25 protein-coding genes and 1 tRNA gene are annotated in these 25,208 nt (G+C 53.9%); 4 read left to right on the forward strand and 22 right to left on the reverse strand.

Annotated elements, in window-relative coordinates; translation table 11 throughout:
* Positions 1-503 precede the first annotated feature (503 nt).
* The 11 genes from CEE36_10440 to CEE36_10490 all read right to left on the reverse strand — a co-directional run bounded on the left by CEE36_10440 (position 504) and on the right by CEE36_10490 (position 11,070).
* On the reverse strand, positions 504-806 hold the full coding sequence (locus tag CEE36_10440; GenBank protein ID TKJ38988.1) for a hypothetical protein: 303 nt from the start codon (positions 804-806) through the stop codon (positions 504-506).
* 224 nt (positions 807-1,030) lie between these two features.
* Positions 1,031-1,819 carry a hypothetical protein gene (locus CEE36_10445; protein TKJ38989.1) on the reverse strand — a complete coding sequence of 263 codons (789 nt, stop codon included), beginning with the start codon at positions 1,817-1,819 and terminating at the stop codon, positions 1,031-1,033.
* Between the two features lie 2 nt (positions 1,820-1,821).
* A complete protein-coding gene (locus CEE36_10450; GenBank protein ID TKJ38990.1) occupies positions 1,822-3,036 on the reverse strand; it encodes a glycosyl transferase in 1,215 nt (404 codons plus the stop codon).
* Positions 3,033-4,220, reverse strand: coding sequence for an aspartate aminotransferase (locus CEE36_10455; GenBank protein TKJ38991.1), 1,188 nt, complete (start codon positions 4,218-4,220; stop codon positions 3,033-3,035). Before CEE36_10455 ends, CEE36_10450 begins: the two co-directional genes overlap by 4 nt.
* 1 nt (position 4,221) lies before the next feature.
* Complete coding sequence (locus tag CEE36_10460) at positions 4,222-5,490, reverse strand: hypothetical protein (protein TKJ38992.1); 1,269 nt, start codon at positions 5,488-5,490, stop codon at positions 4,222-4,224.
* Positions 5,432-7,618, reverse strand: coding sequence for a polyribonucleotide nucleotidyltransferase (gene pnp / locus CEE36_10465; GenBank protein ID TKJ38993.1), 2,187 nt, complete (start codon positions 7,616-7,618; stop codon positions 5,432-5,434). The genes CEE36_10460 and pnp overlap by 59 nt, the downstream gene beginning before the upstream one ends.
* 2 nt (positions 7,619-7,620) lie before the next feature.
* The gene (locus CEE36_10470) at positions 7,621-7,890 is read right to left on the reverse strand and encodes a 30S ribosomal protein S15 (GenBank protein TKJ38994.1); all 270 of its coding nucleotides are present in this window, start codon (positions 7,888-7,890) and stop codon (positions 7,621-7,623) included.
* 72 nt (positions 7,891-7,962) lie between these two features.
* Entirely contained in the window at positions 7,963-9,342 is a 1,380-nt protein-coding gene (locus CEE36_10475; GenBank protein ID TKJ38995.1) for a hypothetical protein, read from the reverse strand.
* 80 nt (positions 9,343-9,422) lie between these two features.
* Complete coding sequence (locus CEE36_10480) at positions 9,423-9,614, reverse strand: hypothetical protein (protein ID TKJ38996.1); 192 nt, start codon at positions 9,612-9,614, stop codon at positions 9,423-9,425.
* Between the two features lie 211 nt (positions 9,615-9,825).
* Positions 9,826-10,590, reverse strand: a complete 765-nt coding sequence (locus CEE36_10485; GenBank protein TKJ38997.1) for a hypothetical protein — start codon at positions 10,588-10,590, stop codon at positions 9,826-9,828.
* Between the two features lie 78 nt (positions 10,591-10,668).
* Positions 10,669-11,070, reverse strand: a complete 402-nt coding sequence (locus CEE36_10490) for a hypothetical protein (GenBank protein TKJ38998.1) — start codon at positions 11,068-11,070, stop codon at positions 10,669-10,671.
* Positions 11,071-11,085: 15 nt separating this feature from the next.
* On the opposite strand from CEE36_10490, the gene CEE36_10495 reads away from it, so the two are divergent.
* Positions 11,086-11,159 (forward strand) — tRNA-Val (locus CEE36_10495).
* Here CEE36_10495 and CEE36_10500 read toward each other — a convergent pair.
* A complete protein-coding gene (locus tag CEE36_10500; GenBank protein ID TKJ38999.1) occupies positions 11,160-11,855 on the reverse strand; it encodes a hypothetical protein in 696 nt (231 codons plus the stop codon).
* A 217-nt stretch (positions 11,856-12,072) separates the two neighbouring features.
* Between CEE36_10500 and CEE36_10505 the strand changes: the two genes are divergently transcribed.
* On the forward strand, positions 12,073-12,762 hold the full coding sequence (locus CEE36_10505) for a hypothetical protein (GenBank protein TKJ39000.1): 690 nt from the start codon (positions 12,073-12,075) through the stop codon (positions 12,760-12,762).
* Positions 12,763-12,829: 67 nt separating this feature from the next.
* Entirely contained in the window at positions 12,830-13,183 is a 354-nt protein-coding gene (locus CEE36_10510; GenBank protein ID TKJ39001.1) for a hypothetical protein, read from the forward strand.
* 91 nt (positions 13,184-13,274) lie between these two features.
* Here CEE36_10510 and CEE36_10515 read toward each other — a convergent pair whose 3' ends face one another.
* The 6 genes from CEE36_10515 to CEE36_10540 form a co-directional block, all read right to left on the reverse strand.
* Positions 13,275-15,467 (reverse strand): hypothetical protein, encoded by a 2,193-nt coding sequence (locus tag CEE36_10515; protein TKJ39002.1) that lies wholly within the window; start codon positions 15,465-15,467, stop codon positions 13,275-13,277.
* A gap of 8 nt (positions 15,468-15,475) precedes the next feature.
* On the reverse strand, positions 15,476-16,378 hold the full coding sequence (locus CEE36_10520; protein TKJ39003.1) for a hypothetical protein: 903 nt from the start codon (positions 16,376-16,378) through the stop codon (positions 15,476-15,478).
* A 26-nt stretch (positions 16,379-16,404) separates the two neighbouring features.
* Positions 16,405-17,157: a hypothetical protein gene (locus tag CEE36_10525; GenBank protein TKJ39004.1), complete on the reverse strand. Its 753-nt coding sequence runs from the start codon at positions 17,155-17,157 to the stop codon at positions 16,405-16,407.
* Positions 17,158-17,212: 55 nt separating this feature from the next.
* Positions 17,213-17,476 (reverse strand): hypothetical protein, encoded by a 264-nt coding sequence (locus CEE36_10530; GenBank protein TKJ39005.1) that lies wholly within the window; start codon positions 17,474-17,476, stop codon positions 17,213-17,215.
* A 173-nt stretch (positions 17,477-17,649) separates the two neighbouring features.
* The gene (locus CEE36_10535; protein TKJ39006.1) at positions 17,650-18,762 is read right to left on the reverse strand and encodes a hypothetical protein; all 1,113 of its coding nucleotides are present in this window, start codon (positions 18,760-18,762) and stop codon (positions 17,650-17,652) included.
* On the reverse strand, positions 18,557-19,456 hold the full coding sequence (locus CEE36_10540; GenBank protein ID TKJ39007.1) for a hypothetical protein: 900 nt from the start codon (positions 19,454-19,456) through the stop codon (positions 18,557-18,559). The genes CEE36_10535 and CEE36_10540 overlap by 206 nt, the downstream gene beginning before the upstream one ends.
* A gap of 80 nt (positions 19,457-19,536) precedes the next feature.
* Here CEE36_10540 and CEE36_10545 point away from each other — a divergent pair, with 80 nt between their 5' ends.
* Positions 19,537-21,108 carry a phosphoglycerate mutase gene (locus CEE36_10545; GenBank protein ID TKJ39008.1) on the forward strand — a complete coding sequence of 524 codons (1,572 nt, stop codon included), beginning with the start codon at positions 19,537-19,539 and terminating at the stop codon, positions 21,106-21,108.
* Positions 21,109-21,231: 123 nt separating this feature from the next.
* Here CEE36_10545 and CEE36_10550 read toward each other — a convergent pair whose 3' ends face one another.
* The 4 genes from CEE36_10550 to CEE36_10565 all read right to left on the reverse strand — a co-directional run bounded on the left by CEE36_10550 (position 21,232) and on the right by CEE36_10565 (position 25,092).
* Positions 21,232-21,480 carry a hypothetical protein gene (locus CEE36_10550; GenBank protein TKJ39009.1) on the reverse strand — a complete coding sequence of 83 codons (249 nt, stop codon included), beginning with the start codon at positions 21,478-21,480 and terminating at the stop codon, positions 21,232-21,234.
* A gap of 706 nt (positions 21,481-22,186) precedes the next feature.
* Positions 22,187-23,287 carry a hypothetical protein gene (locus CEE36_10555; protein ID TKJ39010.1) on the reverse strand — a complete coding sequence of 367 codons (1,101 nt, stop codon included), beginning with the start codon at positions 23,285-23,287 and terminating at the stop codon, positions 22,187-22,189.
* A 39-nt stretch (positions 23,288-23,326) separates the two neighbouring features.
* Positions 23,327-24,070 carry a hypothetical protein gene (locus CEE36_10560; GenBank protein TKJ39011.1) on the reverse strand — a complete coding sequence of 248 codons (744 nt, stop codon included), beginning with the start codon at positions 24,068-24,070 and terminating at the stop codon, positions 23,327-23,329.
* Complete coding sequence (locus CEE36_10565) at positions 24,070-25,092, reverse strand: hypothetical protein (protein TKJ39012.1); 1,023 nt, start codon at positions 25,090-25,092, stop codon at positions 24,070-24,072. The genes CEE36_10560 and CEE36_10565 overlap by 1 nt, the downstream gene beginning before the upstream one ends.
* Between the last annotated feature and the right edge of the window lie 116 nt (positions 25,093-25,208).

Here is a 25,208-nt window from a genome sequence, read left to right on the forward strand (position 1 = left end):
GTCATCACTACGGCAGAGGGATGAACGGGATGCCTCCCCTTACAAAACTAAGATCAATACATCCTGAAATAAACCCCGCAATCGCATGCTTCCCTCCCCTGCTGCTCGACAATATCTCAACCCACAAGCTATGGAGGGGTGGTAACTATGTGTTGGACAACTACACTTTAGTCTGTGCGCGGGGAGATCATTACCAAGGTATGAGGTTAGGGGAGTTATTAGAAAAAGCGCGATAACCTCATGTCTGCCTTTTTTAACATAAGGCCGGCAAGGGGACAATCCATTGTGGTCACAATCTTGTCTCTGCGTATAATTGTATAGATTGCTCCCTCGCAATAACTGATTCTTCTTAACGCTCGTAGGGGCCGACCTCAGCGTACCACATTCGGGCATTAGGTCGGCCTGCTTTCCTTTTGAACAGACAAGAGTGTCTGTTCTACACAGACTCAAAAAAAGCAGCGTAATCCACCAATCCCCTCCCTATTCTTCCAAAGAATACAACCCTAAGGTACAGGCACGGGAGGCGGCGTATAGATCTTTGCGCATGAAAGCCAGGTAAGAAGCATGATAAGCGCCAGCCCGCCCAGTATGAGCCCGGCTACAGACCAGATAATACTCTTGCCCTTCTCCTGCCGCAGGCTTTCTACCCCTATAAGGATGCCGACAAGTGAGGCGGCCCAGGCAAGCCAGCCGGCTATGTACCACAGTATGGGAACATCCTGGGCGGTAAGCTGCTTGGGGCCTACGAAGAAGAATATGAAGGCAACAATCCCCAAACCGAATGAGATAAGTCCAAGTTTAGGCATAAAACCTCCTTGGTTTATAATGAAGAAGACGGAAAACCCTCCCAAGGGTTGCAAACCTGTTCGAATACCCGGAACTCCACCCCTGCGAAGGCCACACAGGCTGACATGGCAAGCATGCTTGTTGCGACGCGCATGTGTCCTCCCTCATGTTGTTATCGCCACAGGACTTATGGGGGTTCCATGATTTTATGTGATTTTATATGATTTTCAATCGGCTAACCCGCTCAGAATTGCTGCGGTATCCCCTTGAAGCGGCGGCGGTGTAAGAAGCTTGTAAAAAGAGAGAGACGGTTAAAGAAGCGGTTCTTGAATGCGTCGAGGCGCTTGAGGAACCCGTCGGGCGCTACCTTGGCGCGGATAAGGGGGTCGGAGTCGATCTGGTAGACAGGTACCCGGATGGTGGTCAAGGGACCTCGCACCCCTTTCCAGACCTCAGCTCCTACAGTAAAGCCGATTCTATAGCCGGTCTTCTGTGCGGCTCGAAGCACCCGTGAGTTGAAGCGCCCGAAGGGATAGGCCACCGCAGGGATCTCCAACCCCAGGCGCTTCTCCAAGATCTGTTTGGATTGCTCAAGCTCCCAGGCCAATCGATCGTCGGTGCACCGTTTCAGGTCAGGATGGGTCATGGTGTGCGAGCAGATGCTCCAACCCGCTGCCAGCAGCTCCTCGAGCTGGTGCCATCCAAGATGATCAAGACCACCCCCCATGATATCCCACAGGTTTCGCTTGCCCACGTAACCTGCAACTGTTGAAACCATTCCGGCAAGACCCCGTTCCCGCATCATAGGATATGCAGTTGTGTATATCTCCTCATACCCATCGTCGAAGGAAAGCATCACGTGAGGACGCTCGCTGTCGTCCTGGGAGTTAAGGTAGTGTTCCAGATCTGTGGGTGCGACTACGTGGGTCTCAGCTTGGAGCAGGTCAAGTACATCTGCGAACCTTTTGGCAGGCATATTTGTCCAGCATATCCCTCGGCTGGAGATATTGTGAAATTCCAGTACGGTGAACATCTCTATGCTCCTTTTGTCCTTCTGACCTTCGGTCCCCGCGGACAAAAGATCGCACTATCGGAACCTGACTGTCTGTTCTCCACAATCCCTCTACGGATACGCACTTCCTGGTAGTAGTCTTCTACCATACCGGCAATCCGCTTCCAGGAGTAACCAAGAGCCTTCCTGCGTCCTGCTTTTCCTACCCTCTTCCAATCCTTTCGCCTCCTTGCCAGCTCCAGTATCCCCCTGGCAAGGTTTGCGTGATCGCAGGGCTTGACGAATATCCCCTCCTTCTCGCCCATAACGTACCGAAACGCCGGGATGTCGGTAGCTACCACGGGCTTGGCACATCCCATCGCCTCAAGAAGGGTGAGACCGAAGCTCTCCGCCCCGATGGATGGGGTGATTGATAAGTCGCACCATCGGTAGTAGTCCGCCCTCCTGGCACCCGTTACCTCTCCCGCAAAGTAGATTGAATCCTTAACTTCGGGAGCGATAAATCGGTTGTAGTAGGGTCTCATCGGCCCGCTGCCGACCACCACCAGCTTTACGTCAGGGATCTTTCGCTTGATTAGGGGCATGGCCCCAAGCAAATGCCGCAGACCTTTCTTGGGTTCAAACCGACCCATGAACAAAAGCTTGAGGGAGGATTGTGGAAGCCTATCTGCGAGGGCACTTCTGCCGGGCGAGAAAACCTTCGTATCTACCCCGTTTGGGATGATGCGGTAGGAGCCAGGGAAGAAGCAGGTCATGGTCTCTTCGGCTACAGGTGATACAGCAATGAGACCGTCGTAGTAGCGAAAGAACTGCCTGCGTAGCGGCTGCTTGAACACCCGATAGAGCGATGATGGGTCGTGCCCGGCGTGAAAGGTCCCCACCGCGATGGTCCTTGCCTTGTCGTTGCGGGAATAATGCAGCACCGCCATGGGAAGCATGGGGGCAAGTGAGCCGTGCACGTGGACGACGTCGTAGCGCCTTGCGCGCAGCAGACCGTTGATCCGGGCCCATATACCTATTCCCACAGTGATGCGGGAGAAGCTTTTATTGATAGGAAGACTTACCCCCCTGCCTATACGCACTACCGGGACATCCTCAGGTACTTTGCCTGGGATACGCGATGTAAGGACCTCTACCTCGTGCCCGCGACGCAGCAGTTCCCGTGAGAGGCAGTAGACGTGTTCACTTATCCCCCCCACATGGGGGAAGTAGTGCTCGCTGACCTCTAAAACCCTCAATCAGGGTAATCTTTTAGAGCCTGCGCCAGGAGGCCAATTGCATCGCGCAGGGCGGCTTCTTTTAGAACATACGCGATGCGAATCTCGTTGCGGCCCGCGTCCGGGGAGGCGTAGAAGCCCGCAGCTGGAGCAACCATCACCGTCTTTTTATCTTTCGAGAAATCGGTCAGAAGCCAGGCCGCGAACCGCTCCGTATCATCTACAGGCAGGCGAACAACGGTATAAAAGGCGCCTTCGGGCGTGGGGGCTACCACACCAGGGATAGCTGAGAGCTCTTCGATAAGCGCCTTGCGTCTGCGGTCGTATTCGGCGATCATCGGCTTCATAAACCGGTGCATGTTGCGAAAACAGGCCACAGCCCCGTACTGCTCCACGGTAGGCGGACAGAGACGAGCCTGTGCGAACTTAAGCATCGCACCCATGAGTTCACGGTTGCGGCTGGTAACGAAACCAATCCGGGCACCGCACGCAGAGAACCGCTTGGATGCCGAGTCGGTTACAATGACCCTATCCTCGATGTCGGGCAGGGTCAAGGCAGAGGTATGTTCCCTATCGTCGTAGATGAACTCGCGGTAGACCTCGTCGGAGATAAGATAGAGGTTGTGTTTGCGGACGATCTTTCCCAAAACGAACATCTCCTCCTTGGTAAGCACTGTGCCGGTAGGGTTATTTGGTGTGCAGATGATAATCGCCCTGGTTTTTTTACTTATGTGGCGCTCGATCTCCTTGCGGGCAGGCAGCCTGAAGCCTTGTTCTACAGAGAGCTTTATCGGAACCAGCTTCACCCCTGCGGCTGCTGCAAAGCCGTTGTAGTTTGTGTAGAATGGCTCGAAGACGATGACCTCATCGCCCGGATCGGTGGTGGCCCAGAAGGCGAAAAGCACCGCCTCGGAGCCGCCAGTGGTGATCCATACCTCGTCGAGGTCTACATCAATCCCGCAACTTGCAAGGTAATCAACGATAGCCAGGCGCAACTGCACGATACCGCCGGATGGTCCGTAGGCCAATACCGGCTCGGTGAACCTGTGCACCGCCTCGAAGAACTCGGTGGGGGTAGGGATATCCGGCTGCCCAATGTTCAGGTGGTAAACCTTGATCCCGGCTTTCTTTGCTTCGTCCGCCAAAGGGGCGAGCTTGCGGATCGGAGAAGCAGGCATCATAACGCCCCGGCGTGAGATATCCATCCTACCTCCTGGTTAGGGGATTGGTGTCGCGCTCCGTAATCGGGCCGACAAAACTCGTATGAAAAACCTTTGAATCAAAAAACTTACGTGCCACATCCAGCACCTCGTCCTCCGTGACCTTCTCGAAGGCCGCCAGGGTCTGGGGGATGGTGCGGAAACGCTGCGCTGAAAGCTTCCAGTGTCCTAACCGCGCCATACGGTGGGAAAGACTCTCCATGCTCAAAAGCAGCGAACTCTTGGTAAGTGTCTTTGCCGTATCAAGTTCTCCCGCCCTTAGCCCCTTCTTTTTCAGACGTGAAACCTCCTGCTCAATGGCCCGGAACACCTTTCCCAGCTTGCTTTTCTCGGTGATAAAGTAGAATCCAGCCACCCCGCAGTCCTCGAAAAGTTCAAGGAACGAGGAGACGGTGTAGACAAGGCCTTTGTCCTCACGTAGGAGGGAGAAGAGCCGCGAGCTCATCCCGCCTCCCAGAAGGGTGGCAAGCAGGGCAAGGGGGAAGCGTTCATCCGAGTTGGTTCCCACCGTTTGCGTACCCATGACCGCATGAACCTGGCTGAGATCCTTCCGGGTATGAACCATACTTATGGGTGCGGAGTTCTCCACGGGCTGAGCACGGACCTTGCGCTCGCCACTGACAAGCTTCATGCGACGGGGCAGAAGCCCGATCAACTCCTCTTCCTTCACATTACCAACCGCCACGAGGATAGAATCGGCCAGCGTATACTTCTTGCGATAGACCTCAATAAGACGTTCCCGGCCGATACCCGAAAGGGCCTTGCGCCTGCCGATCACAGGATACCCAAGGGTGTGAGGGGCAAAACAGGCCTCAAAGAAACGGTCGAAGACCGTATCCTGAGGGTCTTCTTCTGCCGAGCGCATCTCCTCGTAGATAACCCGCTTTTCCTTGCGCAGCTCCTTGGCCTCGAAGGTGGAGGAACCCAACATCTCAAGTAAAAGCGCGACCAGAGGCTTCATCGAGTCGGCCAGGCAGCGGATGGTTATACCGGTGATCTCCTTGGCGGTAAACCCGTCGCTTATCCCACCGAGGCGCTCGATATCAGCAAGGATCTCCTTGGAGGAGCGTTTCGATGTCCCCTTAAACAGCATGTGTTCAATAAGGTGGCTGGCCCCGTTTGTTTTTACATCCTCGTCACGCGAGCCTTGCCTGAAAAAGATCCCGAGTGCTACCGAGTGGAAGCCGGGGATTCGTTCAGTGACGACGCGCAGGCCGCTCTGAGTCAGGCTTTCGCGGATGCCTTCGCTTGTCATTTCTTCTATCTCCCCTATAGGAACCGCCCCTGTCCCGCGAGCTGCGAGGCCGATCCTTACTCGGATCAAGATTAGTAGTCAGATCAACCCTGCCAAGTTCATCAATCCCTTTGACACGAACCTTTATCCGCTCGCCCACCTTTACCACGTCCTCTACCTTTTCAACGCGATGAGGGGCCAGGTTGGAGATATGCACCAACCCATCCTTACCGCGGAACAGCTCCACGAACGCGCCGAAGTTGGTGATTCGCACCACCGTGCCTTCGTATATCTGGCCGACCTCAACTTCTCTCACGATCTCCTTGACCTGTTCCAGCGCGGCATGAACCCCGTCGGGGTTTGTTCCCGCGATGATTACGGTAGAGGTTTCGTCGTCGATATCGATGGTTGTTTCGGTCTCCTCAGTGATCCTGCGTATCACCTTTCCGCCCGGACCTATAACCTCGCCTATCTTATCGTGCGGAATCACGAGCGTCGCGATCCGGGGGGCAAACTCGCTGAGCTCGCTGCGGGGGGCGGAAATAGTCTTGTCCATAACGTCCAGGATATGCATGCGGACTGCGGTGGCACGCTCGATCGCCTCGGCCAGGACATCCACGGAGACGCCGGTAAGCTTGAGATCGAGCTGGATTCCTGTGATGCCTTCCCTGGTTCCGGCCACCTTGAAGTCCATATCCCCGTAGTGATCCTCGTCGCCGATGATATCGGTGAGAAGCACGTAGCCTGAAGGCTCGCTGACAAGCCCCATAGCGACACCCGCGGTAGCATTACGCATAGGCACGCCGGCATCGAACAGAGCAAGAGATGCACCGCACACCGAAGCCATTGAACTCGAACCGTTGGATTCCAGGATGTGGGAGTTGATGCGGATGGTGTAAGGGAAGTTCCCATCTTGGGGAGCAAGCACCCGCACCGATTTCTCGGCCAGTTCCCCATGCCCTATCTCCCGCCTGCCCGGACCGCGCAGGAAGCGAACCTCGCCTACAGAGAAGGGCGGAAAATCGTAATGGAGCATGAACGACTTCCATGCATCTCTTTCCACATCATCAACCCTTTGCTCGTCGCTCTTGGTTCCCAGGGTTACCACGGCCAGGGATTGAGTTTGTCCTCTGGTGAATAAGGCCGAGCCGTGAGTGCGGGGAAGCACCCCCACCTCGCAGGAGATGGGCCGGACCTCGTCCATGTCCCGGCCGTCGAGACGCTTCCCCGAAAGCGCTTTGGCGCGAACATCGGCCTCGATGAGGCGATCGATGATGGTAACGATCATCTGCTCGGAATCGGGGAATTCCTCGGCCAGCGCTTCGATAACCTCGTCGGTGATCTCCTTGCGGGCGCGACCTCGCTCCTGTTTGTCGGTAATCTCGTTGGCGGCGGGAATACGATCGCGAGTGAGTTCCTTGAGCTTGGCCTCGAGTTCCGCCGGTACCCCCTCGTCTTCGAATGACTTCTTTGGTTTGCCCGCCTTGGCGGCAAGCTCGCGCTGCATCTCGATCAGGGGCTTGCAAAGCTCGACGCCCTTGCGCATCGCCTCAACAACCGTCTCGTTAGGGACCTCGTTCGCCTCGCACTCGGCCATGTTGATCGTTGAGCCGTTTGAGACCACGAGCATGTTGAAATCGCACTCGTCCAACTGGGCAATGGTAGGGTTAACTATAAACTCACCATCCTTGTATCCTATACGCACCGCGGCGATAGGCCCGGCAAATGGAAGCTCCGAAAGCATGAGTGCGGCTGAGGCTCCAGTAATCGCTATGGGATCAGGCTGGTTCTCTCCGTCGTGGGAGAACAAAAATCCGATAATCTGGATCTCGTGGTTGAACTCTTTTGAAAAAAGCGGCCGGATGGGCCGATCTATCATCCGGCTGATGAGAATCTCACGCTCACGCGGACGTCCCTCACGCTTGAAGAACCCACCCGGGATCTTGCCTGCCGCAGAGTAGTACTCGCGGTAATCCACGGTCAAGGGCAGGAATCCGAAACTCTGCGCCGGCTCCTCCTTGTAACATACGGTCATGAGCAAAACGGTGTCGCCGTACTGGATGCGTACCGCACCGTTGGCCTGCTTGGCCAGATCGCCAGCCTCGATAACCAGCTGGCGACCGCCTACATCGGTCTGCACGCGTTCCATCTCTAACCGCGCAGCCCGAGCTTCTTTACAAGGGCGTAGTAGGTGTCCCGATCCCTCTTGTAAAGGTAGTTGAGGTGCTTGCGGCGCAGGTTGACCATCTTGATCAGCCCGCGGCGAGAGTGATGATCCTTATGGTGCTGCCTAAGATGCTCGGAGAGAAGTTCGATTCGCTCGGTAAGGATCGCCACCTGCACCTCGGACGAACCCGTATCCGACTTATGATGCTGGAACTCTTCTATCAGTTCACGTTTTCGTTCTTTTCCTAACGTCATCTTTTTTTTCTTCCTCCATTAATCCCCGTATTCTACCTTGGCACAGGTATTTGTCAACCGCCGGGCAAAAATCTATACGCGAACTCGAACCTGCGTGCTGAGTTCGCTCTCCTTGCCCTCGGCAGAAACAGTTGAGACTGCAAAGGCAAGATCGCCTTCGCTCTGGCTCCCCAGGCGAAAAGAGGGTCTAGCAAGAGGTGCCGGGGTAAGGCGCACCCACTGGCTACCCTCGCGTTTATAGACGTGGTAGCCGGGTTGATCCGGTTGATCGAACCAAGCAAGAAAAACCGTCCGACCCGCAACGTGAGCAGCAATGCCTGAAGGTGGTTTAAGAGGTAAAGAAGGCTTCTGGCTCAGGGAAAGCGAGTGGCTCACTTCCTGTCTAACCAGCTCACGAAGCTCGTCTCGCAGACGGGCGACGATCTCTTCAACCGGGAGTACTGTGGGTTCTTCGGCTATCTCTTCCCCAGGTTCACTAACCCCTACCTCTGCAGGTTTAATCACTGGCTCGATCTCTCTAGGCTCTTCGGCTGCAGCGACCTCGGCGGTTGGAATCCCCACCGCAACGCCTTCAAGAAACTTGCGGCCCTTAGAAATCAACTCCGCGCATACCTCGTTGTGCTCGACGAGTATCGGCTCGGGCACGTTATCCAGCCCCAGCTTCTCCTCAAGGTGAAGCCTGGCTTGCTGGAGCAACTCTATCCGAGGCTCATCAAACGAAGCTCCTTGCGCTGCAAAGAACTCACGCATCATTCGCCTTACGCTGGCCTCAAACTTTCCCTGGTAGGCTGGGAGAGACTCGGTCGCCGGGCCTTCCTGGACAAGGCTCTTACGATGTGTTGCAACAAAGCACTCTATAATCCCATCACGTGCATCCTCGGGACTAAGCCTGTCGAGCGTCAGGCGTTGCCGCAGTGAGGCCTCGAACGGGCTTTCGGTGACCGCACCGCCGGCCTTCTCATCCAGAGTCGCGGCAATCTCCTGGGTCAGTGCATCGGTGAAAGACGCTTCTGCACTCTCGGTGCCAGCTGGGGTAGCAGCCTCAGTAAGATCCTCGATCTGCACGGGTTGCGCCTCAGCACCCTCCTCAAATACCGACGCACCGGCCTTCTCCAAAAGAATCTCACATACCATGTCGTGCGTTTCGCTTATCTCCGGGGGCAACTCGGTAAAGCGGAGCTTGAGATCCATCGTGTGCCTGATGCTGCGCAACTCGCTGACCAAGGGGGTCTGGAAATCACCCCCGCGTTCGGCAAAGAGATCACTCATCATCTTGCGGACCTTTGCAAGAACCTCCTCATCCTCGGCATCAATCGCCACATCGCCAAAACCTGCCTTTGCAGCCTTGTGGTTGGTAATCACGTAGCTTTCAAGTATTCCATCGCGTGCCTGGACCGGGCTCAATCGTTGGGCTGCAAGCCGCGCCTGAAGACTATCTACATAATCGTTCACAAAAACTCCTAGTCCGCACCCAGCTCTATTTCAACATTCTTTCCTTAAGATAAGCTGAAAACCCCGGATGTCAAGGGATGTTATATATAGTCTGTGCGCCAAGAGATAGTTATCATGGTGGGAGGGTAGAGAAGTAGTAGGGGCACGGCACAGTGTGCCCCTTGAGATGCGTAGCATTTCATAGGGTATGCCGTGCCCCTACGGATTAATCCCTGGGTTACAATCAACTCGATGATGAGTTCATACTCTTCCCAGTCGTCCTTCTCGACCACCTCAACCCCCTCATACCTGGTGACGATGTATTGACCATGGGCATGAATTATCCTTCTGAAACTTCCAGGACTACAACCGAAAACCTAACCGCTCTCGTCGAGATTCAATAGAGTCCATTCGAAGATCGATCTATGATTTCGTGTCTCAGCTACAAAAATCAATCCTGCGATATTGTCAAGCCTTGATGAGGAATATCCCCGCAAATGAGAATCAGGTTGAGGAAAGCTCCCTTGTAGAAAGAACCTTGCCGCTTTGGGCATCGAAGATAAACTCATGACGGGCCGCAGGCACTCCTCGCATTGAGAAGACGATCCTGATAGTAGCCTCAGTAACCCAACCGATCTCCTCCACCTTGGTTCCTTTTGTCCCTGGATAGGTCCTCATGAGCTGGCGCAAAACCCCGAAGACCTCAAGGAAGGCCGGCTCCTCGGCTCCCAGGGTAAAGATCAGCACATCCTGCTCGCTTACCCCGTCTGAGGCGCGCTCCTTGAGCAAAAGCAGGTTTTTGCCGTCAGGAGACCATATAACCGCCCCAAATTTGTCCTTTCGTTCGGGCTGAACCGGCTGGGAGGTTTCTCTATCGTAAAGGTTCACAATCTCCTCGCATTCAGCCAGTTTATTAAGGGTATCTGCCGAGGGATCGTAAAGATATAGGATATTGTGGGTGCGCACCCCGTACCAATCCGACGGCAGTTCATCGGACCACATCTCGTCGCCCGGGCCGAAACGAACGGTGGAGTCAAGGGCAAGGGCGATGTATCTTGAGTCAGGGGATGGGACCTCAAAGGCAAGCCGATCCGGAACTATCGCCTTTTCCGCAAGGTGCGCTAAAACCTCCGGGGCAAGCACACTGACTTTTGTTGTATCCACAGATTCCTCGGTTGAGCCAATATCCTGCGGCTTGCGTTTGCAACCCATTGTTAGCAGAAGAAGACCGGTGAAGAATAACGTGTTAAGTAAACGCAACTTGCTCATGTTTCACCTTTTTGTGCCCGCAAGCTTATAAACATCACGCCCTGGTTTGAGAGAAACCGACGCTCCTGAGCCTGGTGCCTAGTCGCCTTCAAGCCTTTGCTTGAGCCTTTTCGCTGACTCCTTGATATCGTAAAGCAGCAACCCCAACTTGGCCCTTGGTGAGGTGGTAAGTGTGATCGTGGCCTTTCCTGCCTCGGCCACCAGGAGATAACCATCGGGGTGGTTAACAAGTAGATAGCCGAGTCCAGACCAGCCCAGGCCCTCGCCGGTTTTACGTGCGGAGCTCAGGAGAAACGCACTCATCGCCGCCAGCCGCTCATCGGTCGAGCCCTCGGGACGAACAGCCATAAGGAGTCCGTCAGACGAAACCACGGCAGCCGAGGTGATCTCCGGATACTCCGCCTTTAAGGCGCCCAACTCACGCTTTAACGCCTCACTCACCGACTCTTGAGGGGATTTGACTTCTCGCATCTCTTCCATATACTTCCTTTCTCTGGGCGATTAGCTCAGTTGGTTAGAGCGCTGGTCTCACATACCAGAGGTCAGAGGTTCGACTCCTCTATCGCCCATTATTCGAACTCTAAAGGCCCTGCCGGGAGAATCTCCTCAGTAATCGCAGTTGTTGCGTCATGCCCGGTAGATACAAGCTTCATCTCTTCCCGAGGGGATTTCAGCGCTACAATTCCCAACACAGGTATGTTATCGCTTACCCACACCTCAACTTCGGTGGTGTCGCTCACCAGTTTCTCAATTATAGTATCGCCTATCAATAATCCAATTCTACTATGTCTGATGTCTTTAACTTCGGCATGGATGGTTAAGAACTTGCCCGCCGGAACGGCAATCTTCTCCTCGCCGATCTTACCAGCGTTGATCTCATCGGCAAGATACAGGTAAGGTCGGTTCTCCCCGGGGGGGTACTCGGCCAGACCCTCGCTCTGAGGCATCTCGATGAGCTGATCTGCAACCTTGATGATCATCCGCTCGGCAACACCCCGGTAACCGTAGGGAACAAGCATCTTGTAGATGAATTTGCTTTCGCCTCTTGAACCTATCATCTCCAGCCAGTAGTAGGGCTCGCCCTTAACGGTGTCAACGCCGGTGATGGCATAGCGCAGGGTGTAGCTTACCAGAGTTCCGCCGGTGACTTCGTAGGAAGCCCAGTCTCCAACCTTCCAGGAAGGCTCGGTATACTCGACCTTCCTGCAAGCCACAAAAACGAACGCTACGGCCACTGTCGCAAGTAATGCGCGGTAAACCTTCATAGTAGTTAATCCTCCTTATTCCTTGACCCTGACTTTAGTGAGAAAAGCCGCGTTGTCAACCCAACTTTACCCCATTCGGATACTTCGTCTCCGAATGGGGCCCCCGCGACGGCGCAAGCCGGCGCAGCGACTTCGTGGGGTGCAAAGGGGTTGACAAGTGAGCAACCTCCCCTATCCTTCGATCATGAGGGGAATAATTAACCCAAGGAGGATAACGATGAAGAAGCAGTTACTTCTTGCGGCAGGATTTGCAGTCATAATGCTTTTCTCCTGCAAGAAGGAAGAAGAACCCCCAACCGCCAAGTTCTGGCCTCTGGCAGAGGGCAATCAGTGGACCACTACTGAGAGTTACTCGTGGGACGTGACACTTCTAGGCTCGGACTCAAGCAGCTCCCAGACAACAAACACCGTCAAGGCATCTGAGGAACGGGAGGACGGCAAGATGGTCTGGCCGGTGGAGACCTCAACCGACACCTCACAGGACGGTTCTTCAACCATCATCTCTCGCAACTACTATTACGTTACCGAGGACTCGATCTACATCTATTCGATGGACAAGAACGCCGAGGAGCCAACCGCGGTTGAACCTAACAATCTTGAGGTTGGGACGGAGTGGGACGGCAACCTCGCTCTCCCCATTGAGATACCCAACATCTCCACCGACTTCCCCGCTCACTTCAAAGTAATCGATCAGGGACAGGCTAAAGTACCTGCAGGTACGTTCGATTGCCTTATAATCCAGATAGATCTCAAGGACGCCGGAGTTGATTCGGCTGCCACTCAATGGCGGGCAGAGAATGTAGGTATTGTGAAGCTGACCACTGATTTTCAAACCCAATACGCAGGATTTACCGTGAAAATCTATGGCACATCCGAGCTCGAAAGCATTAACTTCGAGGTGCCCTGAGGTTAAGTCTGCCCCTTGCTTTTTGCAAAAAGCCCCTTAGAATACGCCTCTAAACTATGGAGGAGTAATGGAAGAGTTCCTGAAGAAGGTGGCGTTTTTAGGGTTGGGAACCGTAACTGCGACTAAGGAAAAGATCGAGGAAGGCATAGGAAGGCTTATCAAGAGGGGCGAGATCTCTGCTGCCCAGGGCAAAAAACTTGCCACGAAACTTCTTTCCGAGGCCGATCGCACCCGCAAGGAGCTCGCAAAGAAGATCGAAGAAGGCATTAAGGAAACCATGGCCAAGGCAGGCGTAGCCAGGATGAAGGACATCGAGGCCCTTAACCGACGCATCAAACGGCTGGAAAAGAAGCTTGCCGAGCACATAAGTAAACCCGGAGATACAACCTCAAAGAAGAAGACCTCCTCTACTAAAAGATAGAAGAACAGCGACTCGGAACAAACACGGGATCCATTAACCCAACCCAACTTCCGGCGAACCCCTGTTGGATTGTTTGGGGAAAAGGGTTAGTTTACATTCTTTCGCGCGGCACCACGCCGACCGCCACATTGAATCTAACCTTTCGGGTGGATGAAAGCCCAAGCGAGGCCCTTACCGGGCCTATGGGGGTGCGCGTGCCTATCCCTAATCCGGCGCCCATGAACGTCTCCTCGGAACCTGCCTCGTTCCTGAAGAAAGGGTTAAAGGCCGCGATATCGGTAATCAACTCGACCCTGAAGGGATAGCGTTTATTACCCAGGAGATCAAAAAGCCGGTAGGCAAGAACTATTCGTGCGCTTACATACTCCTGGTTGGCAAACTCCTCCTCACGCGCCCCCAAAAGATCGGCTCCACCTATTCTGAAAAGCTCAGAGCGGGGAAGAGTGTCAAGGCCCAAACCGTAGGCCAAGGACGTTCCCAGAACTACCCGATCCCCGAACTGAAAGTAACGGCTGGCCTTAACTTCGCCTTTGAAGAAACCCTCAGTGGAGGTCTCGTTGGGAAGACCAAGTTTTGATGAAAACGCAAGATCGAAGCCCCGGTTAGGGAAGCTGAGATCGTCAAGGGTTGAAACACGCACGCGAAGCGTAGGACCGGTTGTAACCTCGTCCCTATTCTCATCACCTACCACCGAGGGAAGCTGGTGATAATGGTTACGATGAGCGTATCCAAGCGTGAAGTAGGCACTACGCCCCAGGGAATATCCGAACTCGGCCTCGGCCCCCCACGTCCACGTAATATAGTCAAAAAGCCAGTATCCCTGATCATAGAACGAGTGACGGGTGACGTTCCGGTAACCCTGGATCCTGTAGGTGAAGGGGAGGGAGAGAAACCGAGCGCCTGAAACTCCAACTCGCCAGTCCTGAGGCTCTCCAAGGGTCGTGCTGAACCCAAGTCGGGCACCTGTGCCCAAAAGGTTCCCCTGCGCAACCTCAAATCTCACGGCAAAACCACGCAGGTTGTCGTAATAAAGACCTAGCCCATACAGGCCGTAGTCCTCCTCCTCCACAGTAAAGACAACGTCAACCAAGGAATCACTAAAATCAAGGCGATGACTCACATGTCGAAACAGACCCGTCTCACGCAGACGTTCAAGGTCGGCAACCAGCATCTTGAAGTCAAGGCTGTCACCAGCACGGGTGGCTATGTGCCGGCGAACGAAAACCTCCCGCGTCACCCGCAGCCCCTCGATTCGGACCTGATTGACTGCGGGCCTGGGGCAGGAATGACAGGGGTTACGTATGAGCACGAGCGGGTGATCCGAAAGGCGCTGCTTAATAGCAGGCATGGCCACGCGTGCCGTTGCCTCGCCTGCGGCGACAAGCTCCTTGGCGCGCGCGAAGTCCGAGGGAAGGAAGCGGTCCACGTTCGGATAGAGGACTACGGACGCCAGCTTGCGCTGCTCGCGGCGGTTCTGCTCGGTCACGATGGCCATGGTGCGTGTGACCACGTCGATGATGTTGCGCGCCTCGGGTGTCCAACGAATCACGTCAGAGGCGATGATGAAGTCAGGTTCGAACTCCAAAAGGGGTTCAACAGGCAGGTTCATAACCGTACCGCCGTCGATCAGGTCGCGGCCCTTCACACGGGCAGGCGAGAACACACCCGGGATCGCAATTGAGGCGCGTATCGCATCCACCATGCTCCCCTTTTTGAACACCACCTTCTCGCCCGAGGTGACGTCCGCAGCCACGCAGCGGAAGGGTATGGCCAGGCTGTCAAAGTTGTAGTTCGCGTCGTAGGCGGCCTCGGCGAGAAGCTCGGTCAAAAATATCTCAACGTTCTGAAGCGAGACCACCCCTGAAGGGATATATGGGACGAACCAGCGGTGGCTTATCTCCACGATGTTGCGGTGCCCCTCCTCGCGCCGGGCAAGCATCATGCGGTCTTCAGGGATGCGGTTGGAGAAAAGAGCTGACCAGTCCACGGTCGTAAGGATACTGTCCATCTCATCCGGGGTGTAGCCTGCTGCGTACATGCCGGCGACGATCGAACCCATGCTGGTGCCTGATATGTAGGAGATAGGGATGCCTTCTTCTTCGAGCACCTTGAGGATACCGATATGCGCCATTCCCAGCGCCGCTCCACCAGATAGCGCCACCCCAATTGTCCACGGCTCCCGATGGTCACCGTCCCGATGCTCGCCGTCCCGCTCCGCCTCCTGTGCGCCCTGAGCGAAGAGAATGGCGGAAAGGACTAAGAGGAGAAGAAGAACCCGTTTCATTTCACATCCTACCGTGTCGCAGGGTGTCTTATTACGCCTTGCCTTAGAAGTGCATCCGTATTGCTTGGCTCTATCTCCAAAAGAAGTCTATTAAGCGAATCAAGTTCATTGGCTTTCCCTTCCCTTTTCGCATATAAGAACTGCCTTTTCAGAAACTTAAGTTGGAATTGGGATTGTGGGTAGAGTTCGTCAAAATGGGCCTTCCCTCTGGTTAATGAATCGAAGCTATTTGTCCACCCATAAAACAGCGCATGAGCAGCCTCACTGTAAGGCGTTTTTGAATCCCCGATGCGCTGCAGACGAGGAAGCACTCTCCAGCTCGCATCCCCTCCTGTGAAGTATCTTCTGAGGGAGTCCATCTCGATAAGGGCCGGTAGATGCATCTTGTTAAGAGGTAAAAAGACTAATTGAACCGTATCCGAATAGATGACTACCTTATGCAGGTTCTCTTGGTCTGGCAGTTCGTAGGTGGCAAACAGTTTGTAGGTTCCAGATGGGAGTTTCTCCAGTGCAGATTGATACTTACGCGGAGCAAAGGTTGTCCACCACAATATCTTTCCTTTAGATGCGCTTTGGCCTGGCGGGACTAAGAGGTGGTGTCGGACAGTAGGAGCATAGCTTATAAATACGCTGCCCCGCGTCCCGACGTAAGCCCACTCTTGTCCGTTAGGGGTGATGAGGAAGAGCGAGAACCGGAAAGGCTCTTGTTCCAGACGAAACAGAATAAAATTATCCAACAAGAGATCCTGGTTCATGTTGTTAGTTATCGTCGCAGTCAAGTAGGTAGGTTCAGCTAGAGCAAGGGTATCCTTGCCCAACTTAAGGTGCATGGATGCGGGAGGGGCTTCGGCTGCAAAGAGGGATGTAAGGGTGACGAACGCGAGGATTACGACAATCCCATAATTCTTCATGATTGCCGAAAGGCCCTCCCCGCCTCCTAGAGATCAAGCCTCAAGTGGAAGTCGAAGCGATCCGAACCGTCGCTCATGCGCCAGGCGGCCCCGAGATCGAACCAGTACCAGCGGAATCCGAGATACGGCCCGAAGCTTACGTCATCGTTTCCACCGGTAACAGACACACCGATAAAGGCGTAATCCAGCGGCAGAATCTCCAACGCCGCTCCCCAGCCAAGGGACGTGCCGAACTTGCCCTGACCTGCGTCGTGATCCCAGTCCAGGAACCAATCCTCAAGGGCAACCGTCGCCACAAGGGGAAGCCTGCCGAAGAGTGTGTGGTAGCGGCCAAGCAGCGGCAACTCGTAGGTGTATGCAAGAGCCAAACTGTAGTGAGAACTCCTTCCCCCAAGGCTGTCCCTTACCCCCAGGGTATCGGGCGAGGTAGGCAGCCGGGCCGTAAGCTTTGCCGCAAGATAGCCCCACCGCAGGGAACCCAGGATGCGGCGCTTGTAATGCAACCCCATGTTGCCTATAAAGACATGGTTCGCGCTGTCGCCCGCAACCCTGAGCCAGGGAAGACCGATACCGAACTCGTTGTAACCGTCAGGGGAGGTGGCAAAGCAACTCATTACCGGCGAGGAGAACTCGGAATTACCGATTCCGGAACGATACATCACGTCAAGCTGGAACGAACCGGTACCCACTAAAGCACCCGACTCGACATCCAGCGGCTTATGCGGTACGTAGACGTCGGCATACTGCGCGAAGAGCAAGGTAACCAAGAGAAACGTCATAGCGCAAGTCTACCTAAGCACTCCCCTATGTCAAGCGATAAGACGGCTCAACGGTTCAGTCGCTGAGCTGAATCTCGCTCTCTATCTCCACTGGCAGGGTGGCTGAGGATTTGATCTCTATGGGCACCGAACCGTAGACCGTCCACCCGCCGATGCTTTTGATGTTGACGTCCATCTCGTTGCCTGACTGTGCGTAAAGCACAGGCGGCCCCAAAAAACCGCGCAGGGCGATAAGGCATAAGGCCGCGGCTATAACCACAAGAACAACCTTGAGGAACGGCGATGGGGTCAGACGGATATTGCCATCGGAGTTCAACATAACTGCCTCCTTTGATTTATGCTTACCTAACTTTAATCGAGAAAAGGGATTTGGCAAGCAGAGATCGGCAACACTCAACCCCCCTCGGAATCGCGCAACCAAGAAAGACGGAGATTGGCATCTAGATCGCGGACTAATCCCCAGGGGCTATTGTTTTATCCCAAAGGCCGGGGCTAATCGAGAATAACTATCTTGCAGGTATTCTTGTAGCCCTTTGCCGACATTCGTACGAAGTAGATACCTGCCGCCACCTGCGTGCCCTTCTCGTCTCGTTTGTCCCAGGTAAGCTTGTGATAACCCGCAGGCATCTTGCCTTGCTTAAGCGTCCTGACGAGAATCCCGTAAACGCTGTATACCGAGATGTTAATCGCGGCACGATAAGGCAAGCCATAGGAGAACTCCAGCTGGGAGGTGCCGCGAAGCGGGTTGGCAAATTTCGGCGCAAGGAAGAAATGATCCGGTACGGTAGCGATTCCTTCAGCCCCCGACTTCTGGTTGACCAGAAGCGAACATACAATAGAAAGAGGGTTGTCTTCAGGATCAGGGTCGTTGGACGTTATCACGAGGTAACCAACGTAGAGTCCCGGTTCCTGACGGTCACCCGGTTCAAAGGTCACATCAACGGCTTCGTAGTCCCGAGGATCAACATCGCCTCCAGAAGGGCTAAAGGAGAGCCAGTCAAGACCGGCAAGCACGCGGTCCCCAATCGGCAGAGCTCTCAGCCTCGACTCTCTACGTGCCTTTTTGGACCCCAAACGCGCAGCTGGAGGGGCCTCGTTTTCCTCTATGCTAAAGGTTAAAAAACACATCCCGATGTTAGCCACGTAGAAACTGGTAGTTTCCCTTTCTCCCTGCTCGAGTTCTGCGGAGATGGAAGCAGGGAGAACAAGGATGTCGGGGGCCAGGATTTTGATGTAGTCTTCCTTTGTCTCAGTATCTTCCCCGCACGGGTTAGCGACCGTCAGGGATACGGTATAGGGTCCGGGTCCCTGGTAGTCATGGACCGGGCCCTGCTCCTGGGAGGTGGTGCCGTCGCCGAACTCCCAGTACCAACTGTCAGGAAAGCCCGTTGATGCATCTTTAAAGCGAACCGTAAGGGGAGCGCATCCCTCTGTGGGATCGGCTGTGAACTCGGCCACTGGCAGTTCTCCCACCAGGATATAGTTCTCTTTGACCAGGGTATCTGCGCCGCCAGGGCCTTGCACCGCCAGGCTCACCGTTATAAAGTCCCCACTCCTCGTAGGTATGAATCGGATTCTGCTCGGCAGAGGTAAATGAGTCGCCAAAGTCCCAGTACCACGACGTCACCAGACCTGCGCTTTGATCGGTGAAGGTTACGGTGAGCGGAGCCTCGCCGGATGTAGGGTCTGCCGTGAAGTCGGCCACCGGCGGGTCAATGTAGTCGAATCGACCGGTATTGCTGCGGTCGTGGCGGAATTTGGGCCAGGCAGACGAGGCCAGCCCCTGCGAGGAACCCTCAAGGGCGTAGAGATTACCGTCGTTTGAGCCGATGTAGATGGTGCCGTCCGGTCCTACCGCAGGGGAAGACTCCACCGTACCCTGGGTTTCGCAGCGCCAAAGAAGCGTGCCGTCAGGGTTGATTGCATACAGATAGTAATCCCATGACCCGACATAGATGGTGCCGTCTGAGCCTATGGCGGCAGACGAGGTAACGCTCTTGCCGGTTCCGTATTGCCATTTCACATCGCCGTTATCCGGGGCCGCCCACAACGGGACACCCACCCAGAAAAGCACCAAAAGTAAAGACAATCTTTTCATCACCACCTTCCTCCTGGTTGTGCGTTTAACCATGATAGGTTTGAGAACATCTCTAACCCTTGATAAATATAATAATCCATATTTAAGGGTTGTCAACCCTGGAGAGTCTGTGCGATGAAAAAAGAACGCTGCCGCGGTTGAACCTGAGGATTCAACAAGGAAGTAGACTGCTTGTATCTTCATCCCATCCTTAAGATCCACGAATTGGTTGCCAAATCCTCCCCCTTGGATATACTACTCACAAATCGAAGGAAAAAACGAGGAAGAACGAACAAAGTAACATGAGTGAATCCAATGCCACCCCATTAGCAAAGGCGATCCTTGCGGCCTACAAGCAAGACCAGGAGGACGAGCTGCTTGAACCGCATGTGCTCACCTCGAAGCAAGGTGCCCCGATCGGTCGCATAAGCCGTGGCGATGGGGTTATCTTCTATGACATCCGCGGAGAACGCGAGATTGAACTCACCCGGGCTCTCACCGAAAAGGGATTCCCTCACTTCGAGACTAAAGACCTTGACCTTTCGTTCGTCACCATGGTTCAATACAAGAAGGACTTGGATGTGCGGGTGGCCTTCCCGCCGCTTGAAGCGCTTGCAAACACCCTGGGAGAGGTTCTTTCCAATGCTGGTAAAAAGGTGTTAAAGATTACTGAAGCTGAAAAGGCCTTACATCTGGCATACTTTTTGAACGGCAAAAGGGAGGAGCCCTACCCTGGGGAGGAGCACATAGTGGTGCCCACTCGGAAGGATGTGGCGACATTCGATCAGGCTCCCCAGATGTCAGCAACAGAAGTTACGGAGTCCACATGCAAGGCCCTCAGGGATTCATCAATCGATGTGGTGATCGTGAACCTGTGCAACGTGGACGTGGTGGGGCACTTTGCCAACGCCGATGCCGTTCTTCGTGCGGTCCAGACGGTAGACGAGGCTCTGGGGCGGATAGTAAGATGTGCGCACAAGAACCTGGTAACCTCGGTGATCACCGCGGATCACGGCACGGTTGAGCGCTGGCTCTATCCGGAGGGGAGTGTAGATACCGGACACACACGGAGCCCTGTCCCATTTGTCGTGGACGCACCCGCAGCAGCGCTGAGCCTACGTGATGAAGGCGAACTCGCTGACGTTGCTCCAACCATCCTTGATCTCCTGGGTCTTGCTCAACCAGCCGAGATGACCGGGCAAAGCTTGATTGAAGGTAAGGCTCCCAAGACAGAGCGCGTGCTTCTTTTGATCCTTGACGGCTGGGGTCACAACGACGAAGCATACGGGAACATGATCCGCAAGGCTAAAACACCTAACTTTGATGAGCTTTGGACCGGTAGACCACACACACTTCTAGCTGCGGCAGGCGAGGCGGTAGGGTTGTCTGATGACAGTGTCGGCAACTCCGAGGTGGGACACCTTCACATAGGCGCTGGCAGACGTGTACCCTCCGATCGCGTAAGGATTGATAAGGCGATTGCCGACAGTTCATTTGCGAGAAACGAGGCCTTCTTGTGGGCCGCAGAAGAAGCCAGGAGGCGGGGAGCGGCGCTTCATCTTCTGGGGATAGTGAGTTTCTACTCGTCTCACGGATCGGTTGAGCACCTGCGAGCCCTGCTCAGATTATGCAAGCAGGAGAAGGTTGCTCCGGTTTACATACATGCGATGCTTGGCAGGCGCGGCGAGCGTGCCCAGGCCGGGACACGATACATAGGGATGATTGAGTCCGAGTGCAGTGAGCTTGGCGTGGGGCAGGTTGCAGGCGTGATAGGTCGCTACTGGTCGCTTGACCGCGAGCACAACTGGGACCGGATCGAGCGCACCTACCGCTGGCTGGTGGAAGGAAGAGGGATTACGGTTACAGCCTATTGACAATAATGACGGCCGCTTTAGCGGCCTTCCTTTTCAATGGATTCCGATCTTTTTGCCGCAGGCAAAAAAGGAGGACTACTATTGGGGTCCCCGCGAAAACGCGCTGCGTTTTTGTGGGGTAATTTAACGTTCTGCGCTCTGCTCGAACTCTGAGAAGTCCTTATCCTGAGCATCCTGGATAATCTGATAGGCAAACTCGGCCGCCTCACGCGGGACTATCACCCGCACCATCGTCTTCTTTGCGGAGAACGGACGCAGGTGAGCGGGTGCCTTCTCGATAAGGTGCACCTCGATCTCTGAAGCCCTAAGCAATCCCGCAATCACCGCTGCCTCCTCACGGCCGCAGGTATGGATACAAACGAACTTATCCATAAGGAAACCTTACTCCGAGAAAGTTCTTTGTCAAACCAACCACTGTTCCTCGGCTTTGCTATGATCCTTGCACCGACGGTGGACAGGGAAGCTGGAGGCCGAGCCTCCACAGCCAAAGACCCCACCCATATCTCGCCGCCGTGATGTTCGATAAGCTTTGCAACCTGCGTTCGTATCCACGCACAACTATAGATCAACTGAGCTGATTTGTCAACCTCTCAACACGATAGATACACTGCCTTCATCAAAGACGAAGTGAGTAAGAAAGATCAAATGTGCCTTCAGTGGTCGAGATCTGGAAGGAAAAGCTGTGGACACTTGTGGGGATCGAAACGGGGTTCCCCTCATCGTCGCAAGAGGTAGCGAACGGAATAACCAAGGTCGGCAACCTCCCCCATCACGGTTACCGACAACACTGGAGCCATATAGATCTTGTCTAGATCGAGCACCTGGCCTTCCACAAGAGCCTGACAAGCGAACCGCGCGCGTCCCCGGGCTGGCCTTCCTCAAGCACTAGTTCCCCTTCCAGGCCTGCGGGACGACCACAGCTCATTAAATCCGCTACGCCAACTATCGTGAGGCCGAGTAGTATCAGTCTCTTACCCATTGCTCACAAAATCTAAGACCAGGGGGAGGAAAGTCAAGGGGGGATAGTCTGTGATTAAAAGCAAAAGGGCGGCTCGAGCCGCCCGTCAATTGTTACTTGTTACCTTGTAAGTCGGTTCCAACCGCTGCTTCTGACTACATCCGGGGCTTTCAGTGCGGCTTCGCAACCGTCGTCGATTATCCAATAGGCGTCAAGGTATATGCCGCTATAGCTGGATTGAAGCTGAAGAGCCTGATAGGTTGGATTTTCTCCACCTGTATCGCCGTGGAACCCGAAAACCATATCGTAGCCGCCATCACCATAGTAGTCGTAGCACGTCCATCCAACGATTATTACGTAGCATCCACTTTGGTAAGCTGAGGGGACGCTGAAAGTGACGTTGCTGAAACTGGTTCCTACATCTGTATTATCCCATTCATCGTCACTACCGAGCTCGGTGTCGTAACTGAAGTAGACCTCAAGTACGTAATCGTTGACGCCTAGGTAGTCTTCTATAGTTCCAGAAATGGAGATGGATGTTATGTCCCCACCACCTTCAGGGATAAGTGCCGCGTCAATAGTTGTTGTCTGTCCAGCGGTAACATTCACGCTCTGTTGCCAGTCTTCGTAGTCTGACTTAACCAGCTTGACTGTATGAGAACCCTCCGATACGTTTTCTAAGAGGGCGTCGGTCGTCTTGCCGGTGCTGGAACCGTCAAGGTAGATTGTAGCGCCGGTAGGGATCGAATTTACCTGAATGGAACCGGTAGTAGCCCCTTCGTAGATATACATCTTGATGGTGCCGACATCGGTCATCTCGCCTTCGTCTACATCGATCTCCTCGGGTTCATCTTCACCGTACTTGCCATCGTAAATACCTACAGGGTCACCATAGGAAATCTCATCGTCATCATCCAGATCCTTCCAGGCCAAAAGGTAGTAGTCGTCCTCGTCTATATCCTCAAACTCGAAGGTAGCCTTGGTATCATCATCCTCGTATTCATCTGCTGAGGCCTTCTCCTCGTAGTCACCCTCGAAGTCAGGGTTGTCGTAAAGATACACCTTGGTGTCGTCCAGGTCTCCTTCAACACCGGCGGCAAGTTCAAGTTTGCCTTCTACGCCGGTGGTTCCACCTAAGAGCCAATCAGCCAGCTCTTCGCATCCTGTCAGCCCTACAAACACAACGAGAGCAAAGCCCACCAGAACCAGTTTTTTGAGCATTACTTCCTCCTTTGGCTTAGTTTACCTTATCTCTCAGGCCTATTGACCTGGATAACAAGGGACTTCAAGCTCAAAACAGAAATCCTGCTCCGAGTAGTAATCGTAACCCGCAATCAAAAGAAGGTGAGTCCCTGTTGGTATGCGTTTATCACCCGGTTTGCCGTCACCATCTGAATCTATCCCGTACTCAGCGGTGGTAATCGAATCATCCGCATAAATGAAACCGAACTCCTTGCAGAAGTAAGGTTCGTAATCAGGCCACTTGAAAGTGAAACTATTGAGCATCACATCAACGTTAAACCGGTAGCTGTATTTGATGAAGTAACCATAGCCCGTTAGAGCGGCGAATGCTTCTACTTCAATGTTGCTCCCATCTTCGGCAATAAGTCTGGCGTTGAGAACTGGATCGTCCTGACCAATCTCAAGACTTACCGGCGCTTCCCAGTCGTGGTAGCCGGGAAGGGTAAGCTTGATATGATAGCTCGAACCCAGGTTGAGGCCTTCCAGAACGCAGTTTGTGGCCTTGCCGGTGGCAGAATCAGGATCGTTTAAGCCTTTTCTAATGTATACAGTCGCTCCTTCAGGGGTGGAGTTTACATATATGGAACCGGTGGGGCCTGATGGACCTGTGGTATCCGTTGTGTCGGTGGGAAAGACAGGATCTGCAGGATTAGAAGTGTCCTCTTCAGGCACTTCCTCGCATCCTGTAAAAACTGCAATCACTCCAGTAAAAGACACTACCATCGAAAACGCGAGGAAGGCAAGTAAAATTTTCTTAGCCATTACATCCTCCTTAACGGAACGGAGATTTCCTTCTCTATGGAGAATTCCTGTTCGCTGTAGGACTCGTATCCCTCGAATAGAAGAATGTGAGTTCCTGTAGGTATTGGTCCATCCGCGACACCGTCATTATTCGGATCATAAGCGAAATTCCCTGTGGTGTAGGTCTGTCCACGGCTTCTCTTGCCGTACTCGTCAGAATCTATGAAAGGATCGACGCTAGGTATTGTGATCACACAATTGGTCAGGAAGACGTCGTGATTAAACGTATAGAAGTAATTGATGTACCACCCATCCAGGAACAATATGGCGTCAACATCTACAGATACGACTCCACCTTTTGCCTCAAGGGTGGCGTCAACGGTTGAGGTCTGGTCTTTGGTAACGTTCACCGTCTTTTCCAAGTCGTAGTAGCCGGAAAGGGTAAGGGTGATGTTATGGGAACCTTCAGAGACGTTTGTTAATGTAGCAGGTGTGGTCTGGGCCGTATTCGTGCCATCGAGATATATAGCAGCACCTGAAGGCGAGGAGCTAACCTGGATGGATCCGGTGCCTCCACCATTTCCTCCTCCTCCGCCACCTTCGTATTCGTACATCTTGATGGTGCCGACATCTTTCATCTCTTCTTCGGTGACTTCAATCATCTCCGGTTCATCGGCTCCAAATTTACCGTCGTAGATACCCACCAGGTCTCCGTAGGAAACTGCCCCATCCTCGTCTACGTCTTTCCAAGCCAAAAGATAATACTCCCCGGCATCAACAACTAATTTGAATTCCGCCGCGGTTCCTTCGTCTTTTTCATCGGTCTCTTCAGATTCGGCTGAACTGCTGTCGAAGTGGGCATCCTCATAGAGGTACACATTGGCATCAACCAGGTCTCCTTCAACCCCGTCAGCAAGCTCAAGCTCTCCTTCTACGCCGGTGGTGGTGGTACCCTCAAGGAGCCAGTCTGTGAACTCTTCACAACCGGTAAAGGTTATAACCAGGGAAAAGGCAAGGAAGGCAAGAAAAAGCTTTTTAACCATTACTCCTCCATTTGATTGTTCTTCAGCAGTATAGGCTTTCAGGTTAGGATGTCAAGGGTTTGACAAACGAGTTATCTTGATTAAATTTAATGTATGCATAAACACGGTTGCGAGCA

This window comes from candidate division TA06 bacterium B3_TA06 (genome assembly GCA_005223075.1).
Classification (GTDB): Bacteria; Hydrothermota; Tepidihabitantia; order B3-TA06; family B3-TA06; genus B3-TA06.

Bases quoted from the DNA above. Each gene is read 5' to 3' on its own strand.
- CEE36_10485 (TKJ38997.1), bottom strand. From the start codon at position 10,590: ATGAGCAAGTTGCGTTTACTTAACACGTTATTCTTCACCGGTCTTCTT.
- CEE36_10460 (TKJ38992.1), bottom strand. From the start codon at position 5,490: ATGACAAGCGAAGGCATCCGCGAAAGCCTGACTCAGAGCGGCCTGCGC.
- CEE36_10555 (TKJ39010.1), bottom strand. From the start codon at position 23,287: ATGCTCAAAAAACTGGTTCTGGTGGGCTTTGCTCTCGTTGTGTTTGTA.
- CEE36_10455 (TKJ38991.1), bottom strand. From the start codon at position 4,220: ATGGATATCTCACGCCGGGGCGTTATGATGCCTGCTTCTCCGATCCGC.
- CEE36_10525 (TKJ39004.1), bottom strand. From the start codon at position 17,157: ATGACGTTTCTCTTGGTTACCTTGCTCTTCGCGCAGTATGCCGACGTC.
- CEE36_10560 (TKJ39011.1), bottom strand. From the start codon at position 24,070: ATGGCTAAGAAAATTTTACTTGCCTTCCTCGCGTTTTCGATGGTAGTG.
- CEE36_10470 (TKJ38994.1), bottom strand. From the start codon at position 7,890: ATGACGTTAGGAAAAGAACGAAAACGTGAACTGATAGAAGAGTTCCAG.
- CEE36_10445 (TKJ38989.1), bottom strand. From the start codon at position 1,819: ATGTTCACCGTACTGGAATTTCACAATATCTCCAGCCGAGGGATATGC.
- CEE36_10500 (TKJ38999.1), bottom strand. From the start codon at position 11,855: ATGAAGGTTTACCGCGCATTACTTGCGACAGTGGCCGTAGCGTTCGTT.
- CEE36_10515 (TKJ39002.1), bottom strand. From the start codon at position 15,467: ATGAAACGGGTTCTTCTTCTCCTCTTAGTCCTTTCCGCCATTCTCTTC.
- pnp (TKJ38993.1), bottom strand. From the start codon at position 7,618: ATGGAACGCGTGCAGACCGATGTAGGCGGTCGCCAGCTGGTTATCGAG.
- CEE36_10565 (TKJ39012.1), bottom strand. From the start codon at position 25,092: ATGGTTAAAAAGCTTTTTCTTGCCTTCCTTGCCTTTTCCCTGGTTATA.
- CEE36_10520 (TKJ39003.1), bottom strand. From the start codon at position 16,378: ATGAAGAATTATGGGATTGTCGTAATCCTCGCGTTCGTCACCCTTACA.
- CEE36_10490 (TKJ38998.1), bottom strand. From the start codon at position 11,070: ATGGAAGAGATGCGAGAAGTCAAATCCCCTCAAGAGTCGGTGAGTGAG.
- CEE36_10510 (TKJ39001.1), top strand. From the start codon at position 12,830: ATGGAAGAGTTCCTGAAGAAGGTGGCGTTTTTAGGGTTGGGAACCGTA.
- CEE36_10440 (TKJ38988.1), bottom strand. From the start codon at position 806: ATGCCTAAACTTGGACTTATCTCATTCGGTTTGGGGATTGTTGCCTTC.
- CEE36_10530 (TKJ39005.1), bottom strand. From the start codon at position 17,476: ATGTTGAACTCCGATGGCAATATCCGTCTGACCCCATCGCCGTTCCTC.
- CEE36_10505 (TKJ39000.1), top strand. From the start codon at position 12,073: ATGAAGAAGCAGTTACTTCTTGCGGCAGGATTTGCAGTCATAATGCTT.
- CEE36_10550 (TKJ39009.1), bottom strand. From the start codon at position 21,480: ATGGATAAGTTCGTTTGTATCCATACCTGCGGCCGTGAGGAGGCAGCG.
- CEE36_10545 (TKJ39008.1), top strand. From the start codon at position 19,537: ATGAGTGAATCCAATGCCACCCCATTAGCAAAGGCGATCCTTGCGGCC.